Annotated in this window: 5 protein-coding genes and 1 pseudogene; 1 reads left to right on the top strand and 5 read right to left on the bottom strand. The window is 51.5% G+C overall.

Going from position 1 to position 6,850, the window contains the following annotated elements:
- Positions 1–63 precede the first annotated feature (63 nt).
- Together mtnK and RTK01_RS15275 are read right to left on the bottom strand one after the other, a co-directional pair.
- Positions 64–1,281, bottom strand: coding sequence for an S-methyl-5-thioribose kinase (gene mtnK, locus RTK01_RS15280; RefSeq protein ID WP_312281798.1), 1,218 nt, complete (start codon positions 1,279–1,281; stop codon positions 64–66).
- A 132-nt stretch (positions 1,282–1,413) separates the two neighbouring features.
- Positions 1,414–2,760 (bottom strand): Na+/H+ antiporter NhaC family protein, encoded by a 1,347-nt coding sequence (locus RTK01_RS15275; RefSeq protein WP_312281797.1) that lies wholly within the window; start codon positions 2,758–2,760, stop codon positions 1,414–1,416.
- A 347-nt stretch (positions 2,761–3,107) separates the two neighbouring features.
- On the opposite strand from RTK01_RS15275, the gene RTK01_RS15270 reads away from it, so the two are divergent.
- Positions 3,108–3,902, top strand: coding sequence for a DeoR/GlpR family DNA-binding transcription regulator (locus tag RTK01_RS15270; protein WP_312281796.1), 795 nt, complete (start codon positions 3,108–3,110; stop codon positions 3,900–3,902).
- A 202-nt stretch (positions 3,903–4,104) separates the two neighbouring features.
- Here RTK01_RS15270 and nspC read toward each other — a convergent pair whose 3' ends face one another.
- The 3 genes and pseudogenes from nspC to RTK01_RS15255 form a co-directional block, all read right to left on the bottom strand.
- Positions 4,105–5,313, bottom strand: coding sequence for a carboxynorspermidine decarboxylase (nspC, locus tag RTK01_RS15265; RefSeq protein WP_312281795.1), 1,209 nt, complete (start codon positions 5,311–5,313; stop codon positions 4,105–4,107).
- The gene (locus RTK01_RS15260; protein ID WP_312281794.1) at positions 5,313–6,572 is read right to left on the bottom strand and encodes a saccharopine dehydrogenase family protein; all 1,260 of its coding nucleotides are present in this window, start codon (positions 6,570–6,572) and stop codon (positions 5,313–5,315) included. The genes nspC and RTK01_RS15260 overlap by 1 nt, the downstream gene beginning before the upstream one ends.
- Positions 6,573–6,734: 162 nt before the next feature.
- Positions 6,735–6,850: pseudogene (locus tag RTK01_RS15255) on the bottom strand (agmatinase); the annotation flags it as partial.

The following is a 6,850-nucleotide window of genomic DNA, read 5'->3' as shown; positions in this document are numbered from 1 at the left end:
ACATGGTCGTAGTGAAGCAAAAACGGCATGTTGTCATGACAGCGATGGATGGTAAGCGCCTCCTTACTCCAAAATCAGGCGGAACTGCTCCGTGAGATCCGCGCCGGTGTGGAAAATCACCCGGTTTTTAATCAGAGCCACGCCCTGCTTGATGAGAGCCCGTTCCATGGGAATCCGAACAACAGGATCGGTGACGCTTGTTACCTCCATCACCTTGGAATCTCCCACAACCCGGCGGACGATCTCTGTTCCGGCATAGCCGACGGCATCCGCCATGACACTGTCCAGATACTGCTTTTTAAAACCCGCGATGCGGTAGAACGGGAAGCTCACCAGCTCGTCGTACTTAGTCTCCAGCTTTTCGCGGGTCTTGTCATACAACTCGGCAATGGTGGATTCCAACGCTGCCAGCGCCTCCTTTTCCGCAGGCAAGGTAAACACCTTGTTTGCCCATGAAAAGAAGAGATTTCCAATAATGTTCCCGATATCATAGCCCATCGGGCCATAAAACGCAAACTCCGGATCAATGACTTTCACGCCCTGCGCGTTTGCAAAAATGGAGCCGGTGTGCAGATCGCCGTGGATCAAAGCCTGCGCATTGTTCATGAAATTGTTGCGGAGTAGGGCAACCTCGGTCTTCAAGTCCTCATCCTCTGCGAGAAACTCATGGACAAACGCCTCGTTGCCGGGAGTGATGATGTTTTTGTTGCGGGGATTGTAATAAGGTTCGTAGTAAGGTTCCGTCAAAACCAAATCCTCTGTGATATCGCACAGTTCCGGATTGATAAAGAACTTGACCTGCTTTTTCTTCTCTTGCCGGTCCATAACGAGGTCGGTGGTGGGCAGCAGCACATCGGCTAAAAAGGTGGAGAGATTTTCGCCCAGATGCGAATAGACGTGATTTGCCATCAGCTCCTTGCGGAGGTTGCCGTAGGCGGAGATATCCTCCATAGACAGCGCCGCCATGGTTTCGTCATAGCGAAGGACCTTCGGAATGTAGTCCGGCGCCAGCTTGCCCTCCAGTATCAAAATCTGAGCTTCGATCTTGTTACGGTAGATGTCCAGCGGACGTCCCGAAGATCGAAGCAGCTTGTCCGCCTGCTTGACGATGATTGATCTCCCGTCCTTTTCTGTCCAGACCCGAAACACATAGTTGATATTTCCATCACCGATCTCAACGCACCGGATGTCGTCGCCCGGCTGAAAATAATGCAGGACGTCAACGGTATAGCGCCTGACATCATTGACCTTCATTAAGAAAAACTGACCAAACTCAGACATTGGATACATCCTTCCTCTTCTGTTGAGGCGGAAAGGATAGGGGGTCCATTCGATCCCAAATCCCCCTATCCTCTCCGCGCTGGATCAGAAATTATGATCTGCTCTTAGAGCGCTTTGTCTATTTATTTTATATCACTTTGCAGCTTTTTTTGCATCTTTTTTCCCACTGCTGGAAGGAAGGCCCTTAGGCCAGCCGATTAAAATAAAGAAAATGCCAAAAACAAACATCAAAATGCTGTACCAGCAAAACGGCACGATGGACAGCGTGGAAACCCCGGCCAGACCTGCGGCGGCCAGAATCTGCCCCGCCCAAGGGCACACTCCGTTTCCGGCTGAGGAGAACAGGTCGAGAATGCTGGCGGTACGTACGCGGGAAACGCCGAACTCATCGGAAATATCCTTGGCAATGGAGCCGGCGGTGATGATGGAGATGGTGTTGTTGGTAGTCGCCAAATCCAGCAATGTGACCAGCGCCGCGATGGATAGCTCTGCTCCGCGGCTGCTCTTAACCCGCTTGGTCAGCTTGTACAGAAGCCAGTCGATACCACCCAGATAGCTCATCAGCGCCACCAGACCGCCGACCATAACGGCAATTGCGGCGGTGTCCTCCATGCATTTGATTCCATCGCCGACGGTAGAGAGCGCTGTGGCCATTGTGAAACTGCCCTGCGCAACCCCGATTACAAGACCCGCCAAAATAGCGGCGCCCATAGCTAAAATGACATGCACACCCACGAGTGACAGCACGATGACCAGCGCATAGGGAAGCAATTGCACCAGATTCCACGTGAGTGTGCTTTTATCCAGAGACGCGGCGCTGGATTGGAAGATACACAGGGCAAAGGTAATAATCACAGCGGGCAGGACCATCAGGAAGTTGGCATTAAACTTATCCTTCATTTGCACTTCTTGCGTCCGAGTGGCGGCGATCGTCGTATCGGAGATGAAAGAAAGGTTGTCGCCGAACATGGCCCCGGAAACTACGATTCCGCAAACCAGCGGCAGACTCATCCCGGTCTTGGCGGCGATGTCGATGCCAATGGGCATCAGGGCGGTGACTGTGCCCATGGAGGTTCCCATGGAAAAGCTCAGTACACAGCCAATCAGGAACAGGCCGGGAAGAACCATGTTTGCCGGCAGCAGCTTCAATCCCAGATTGGAAACGGAATCAACCGCGCCCATACCCCCGGCCACGCAGTAAAAAATACCAGCCTCCAAGAAAATAAAAAACATCAGGATTAGCGTGTCGTCGCCGCCACCTTTGCAGAAGCTTGTAACCATGTCGTCGAATTTCATGCCGTCGGCCTTGCACTTTTTGCTGCAGAAAATAAATGCGAAAATAATTGCAATGAGAATACCAACGTTCAGAGGCATCGTTCCGGCGTCGCCGGTAATCGCGGTGGAAATGATGTACAGCGCGATAAAAATAATCAGAGGCAAAAGACCGATAAAGTTTCCCTTCTTATTTCCATTGTCCATGATTTTCCCCTTTCGTTTTGCATTTTCAATAATCCGATGTCTGTAAGGCGGGCCGATTAGATATGTGCAGTGGCGCTTCTCATTTGCTGCGATTTTTTGGCAACTGAAGCGAGCGACCATCCCCCTCCTTTCGCTTCGCTCCTCCACATCAAAATAATAGAACATAAATTAACATAAATCAACATATAATTTTGCAATTTGCACATTTTATTTCAATTTGCATGAATAATTATAGGTAAAATTTTGCAATATAAATATATTAATGTTTGATTTTGTTGATAATAGGCACGATCATCTTGAAATTTCCACAAATATCTACTATACTTGTGTGAACTGGAGGAATGTCTGTGCTGAAAATTGATCGACAGACCGCCATTGAGCGGGAACTGACTAAAAACGGGAGCGTGTTGATCCCAAATCTGAGCAAGCAGCTGCAATGCAGCGAAGAGACCATCCGCCGCGATTTAAAAGAGCTGGAGTCCATCGGTAAACTGACCAGGACACACGGCGGCGCCTATCTGATGGATAAATACGACAAGAGCTATCCGACTAAGCTTCGCAAGGTGTATTACCCGGATTTGAAATCCCGACTGGCCCGTCAGGCATTGCGCTATGTGCGGGAAAACGACGTGATTATGCTGGACTCCAGCACAACCTGTCTTACGCTGGCGGAGTTGCTGCTGAGCAAAAAACTCAACATTACGATTATTACAAACTCTCTTTTGGTCTGCGATCTATGCAACGATCAAATTTCCAACATCAATTTGATCTGTTTGGGAGGCTCTTTCCGCAGCAGAACTTCTTCCTTTGTTGGGTATCATACCACTGATACGCTCTCCGGCTATTATGCAGATCGCTCCTTTATCAGTTGCCCGAAGGTCACGCTGGAGCAGGGTATGTCGGACAATCACTTCGACGAATCAAAGGTTCGCGCAAATATGTTGGTCCATTCGCAGCAGAAAATTCTTCTGCTGGACCACACCAAGTTCGACGCCAGCGCCAACCTTCTGTTTGGCAACCTGAAATCCGTGGACGTTATCATCACGGATGAGTATCTGCCAAACCAGTGGACCGAGTTCTGTCGGGAAAATCAAATTCATCTCGATTATGCGCTCGATACCGGCGCAGAGGTACCTGTTTGACGCAGGATTCCACCTGAAATTTGCCAATAAATAAAAGAACGCTCCCACGGTAAACGCAGAGATGCGTTTACCGTGGGAGCTGTTTTCGGGGGCAGTGCAGCGTGACATTTTCCTGAAGATTGCCAGAGGCGGTGTCGGTATACGCCGCTTTTTTCCGTCGACAATTTGGCATATTTGCTATCGTCCCAAGTGGTCTTCCCTCTTATATATCCTTTCCCAAGCGCCGCTTGAAATCCTCATAACCAAATTTGGTCAGCCTGACAAGCTGTTTTTCCTTGTCCAGCTTCCAAATATCCGGCAGAGGCATCCCGTTGAACGTGTTATTTTTGCATGTTGTGTATATGGCCATATCGCCGAATAGCACCATGTCACCCTCTTTGAGCCGTTGCGGAAAATGATACTCTCCAATCACATCTCCCGCAAGGCAGGTAGGCCCAGCCAAGCGGTACGGATAACCGCCGGAGGGATCGGTGCTCGCGCAATAAACCGGCGGCTGATAGGGCATCTCCAGCACATCCGGCATATGGCATGCGGCGCTGGTATCCAGAACTGCGATTTGAACGGATCCGTTTTCGATAACGTCCAGCACACGGCTGACCAGATAGCCTGCGTTCAAGGCAACGGCCTCTCCCGGCTCCAGATAGACCTCAACGCCCCAAGTGCTTTGTGCGTAGGCGATCGTTTTTTCCAGATCTTCCAAATCATATCCCGATTGGGTGATATGATGTCCTCCCCCCATATTCAGCCACTTTATGCGGGGCAGGAATTCTCTGAAACGCTCCTCCACGGCTTGCAGCGTGCGCGCAAGATCGTCCGCGTTTTGTTCGCAAAGCGTGTGAAAGTGAAGTCCGTCCAAAAGGCAGATCAGTTCCTCGGTCATCTCCCTGCCCCAGAGTCCGCGCGTCGTCCCCAGCCGGCTTCCCGGACCACAGGGATCGTAAATGCTGTGGCCTTCCTGCGTGGAGCACTCGGGATTGATTCGCAGGCCAACGCTCTTTCCCCGCCGCTTTGCCTTTCCTCCAAACCGTCTCAGCTGATTGGGAGAATTGAATACAATATGGTCGGCATAGTCCAGCAACTCCTCAAAGTTATCCTCCCGATAGGCAGCGCAAAACACATGGACCTCCCTGTCGCCCATCTCCTCCTTTCCCAGCCTCGCTTCGTACAGCCCGCTGGCCGCTGTCCCCGCAAGACAGCCTTCCAGAAGAGGGTAAAAATCGAAGTTGGAAAAGGCCTTTTGCGCCAAGAGTACCTTGCAGCCGGTGTGTTTTGCCAGAGCCGAAAGACGGGCACCGTTGCGCTCCAGCTGTTCTTCGTCAATGACATAACAGGGCGTCGGCAAGGCGGAGAACAAAATGCCCAGGTCCTGCCCCGTCAGTCCCGAAAAGACCTGCGCCGTGGTAATTCCCATCAGTCCACCGGCACTGGGCTGTGGCTTTCACTGCGGGGCAATCCGTATTGATCCAACGCGGTGAGGAAGGGATCCGGGTCAAACTCCTCCACCGTGTGCACGCCCGCCTGATTCCACTTTCCGGTCAGCAGCATCAGCGCGCCGCACATGGCGGGTACTCCGGTGGTGTAGCTGATTGCCTGACTGCCCACCTCTTTGTAGCACTCCTGATGATCGCAGACATTGTAGATATAATAGGACTTCTCCTTGCCATCCTTTTTCCCTGTAAAAATGCAGCCGATATTGGTTTTTCCGTGGGTGCGAGGGCCCAGACTGGCGGGGTCCGGCAGCAGCGCTTTGAGGAACTTGATCGGCACGATTTGCTGCCCGTTAAATTCGACGGGCGTGGTGGAGAGCATCCCCACATTCTCAAGACACTTCATATGGGTCAGATAGCTCTGACCAAAGGTCATGAAAAAGCGGATGCGCTTTACCTCCGGGATATTTTTCGCCAGAGACTCGATCTCCTCGTGATGCAGCAAATAGATGTCCTTCTGACCAACCGCGTCAAACTCGTACTCCTGCTTGATGCTCATCGCTGAAATTTCCACCCAATGCCCGTCTTTCCAATAGCTTCCGGGTGCGGAAACCTCCCGCAAATTGACCTCGGGATTGAAATTGGTGGCAAACGCGTAGCCGTGATCGCCACCATTGCAGTCGAGAATGTCTATTGTGTCGATGGTGTCAAATTCGTGTTTTTTCGCGTGGGCGCAATACGCCTGCGTCACACCGGGGTCAAATCCGCAGCCGAGAAGCGCTACCAATCCGGCCTTTTCAAATTTTTCCCGGTACGCCCACTGCCAGCTGTAATCAAAATAGGCGGAAAAGCCCTTTTCCTTGCAGCGCTTTTCAAAAACAACCCGCCACAGAGGATCGTCCGTGTCCTCCGGCTCATAGTTGGCCGTATCCATATAGTTGACGCCGCAGGAAAGGCATGCGTCCATGATGGTAAGATCTTGATAAGGAAGGGCAATGTTCATTACCAGATCGGGCTTGTAGAGGTTGATTAGGTCGATCACCTGCTGCACATCGTCCGCATCCACCTGTGCCGTCGTAATCTGAGTGGCGGTTTTTCCTTTCAATTCGGCCGCCAGCCGGTCGCAGTTCGCTTTGGTTCTGCTGGCAATGCAAAGGTCCGTAAAGACCTCGTTGACCTGACAGCACTTTTTAATTGCCACAGATGCAACACCCCCGCATCCAATCACCAATACCTTGTTCATCTGATTTCTCCTTTCAAAAATAAGCGGGCAAACCTCCGCAAGTTCCTTTCGGGTAATTCGGCCGCCTCCGGGCGGGTTTAACTGTAGACGTTTTGCATCTTTTGGGCGTCAGCAACCGAGCCCGTCAAATTTCTGTACAATCGGCGCCATTGATTGTACTTCTTATTCGTGGTTTTCTGAGAGGCAGAGCAGCAGCTCCCGCAGTACCTTGCAGGCTGTCGCGGTCGAGGCTCCGCTTGGGTCCAGCATCGGCGCGAGCTCATTTAAATCCGCCCCGA

It is taken from the genome of Oscillibacter sp. (genome assembly GCF_031978065.1).
Lineage (GTDB): Bacteria > Bacillota > Clostridia > Oscillospirales > Oscillospiraceae > Oscillibacter.
This window is presented reverse-complemented; position numbering and strand designations above follow the sequence as displayed.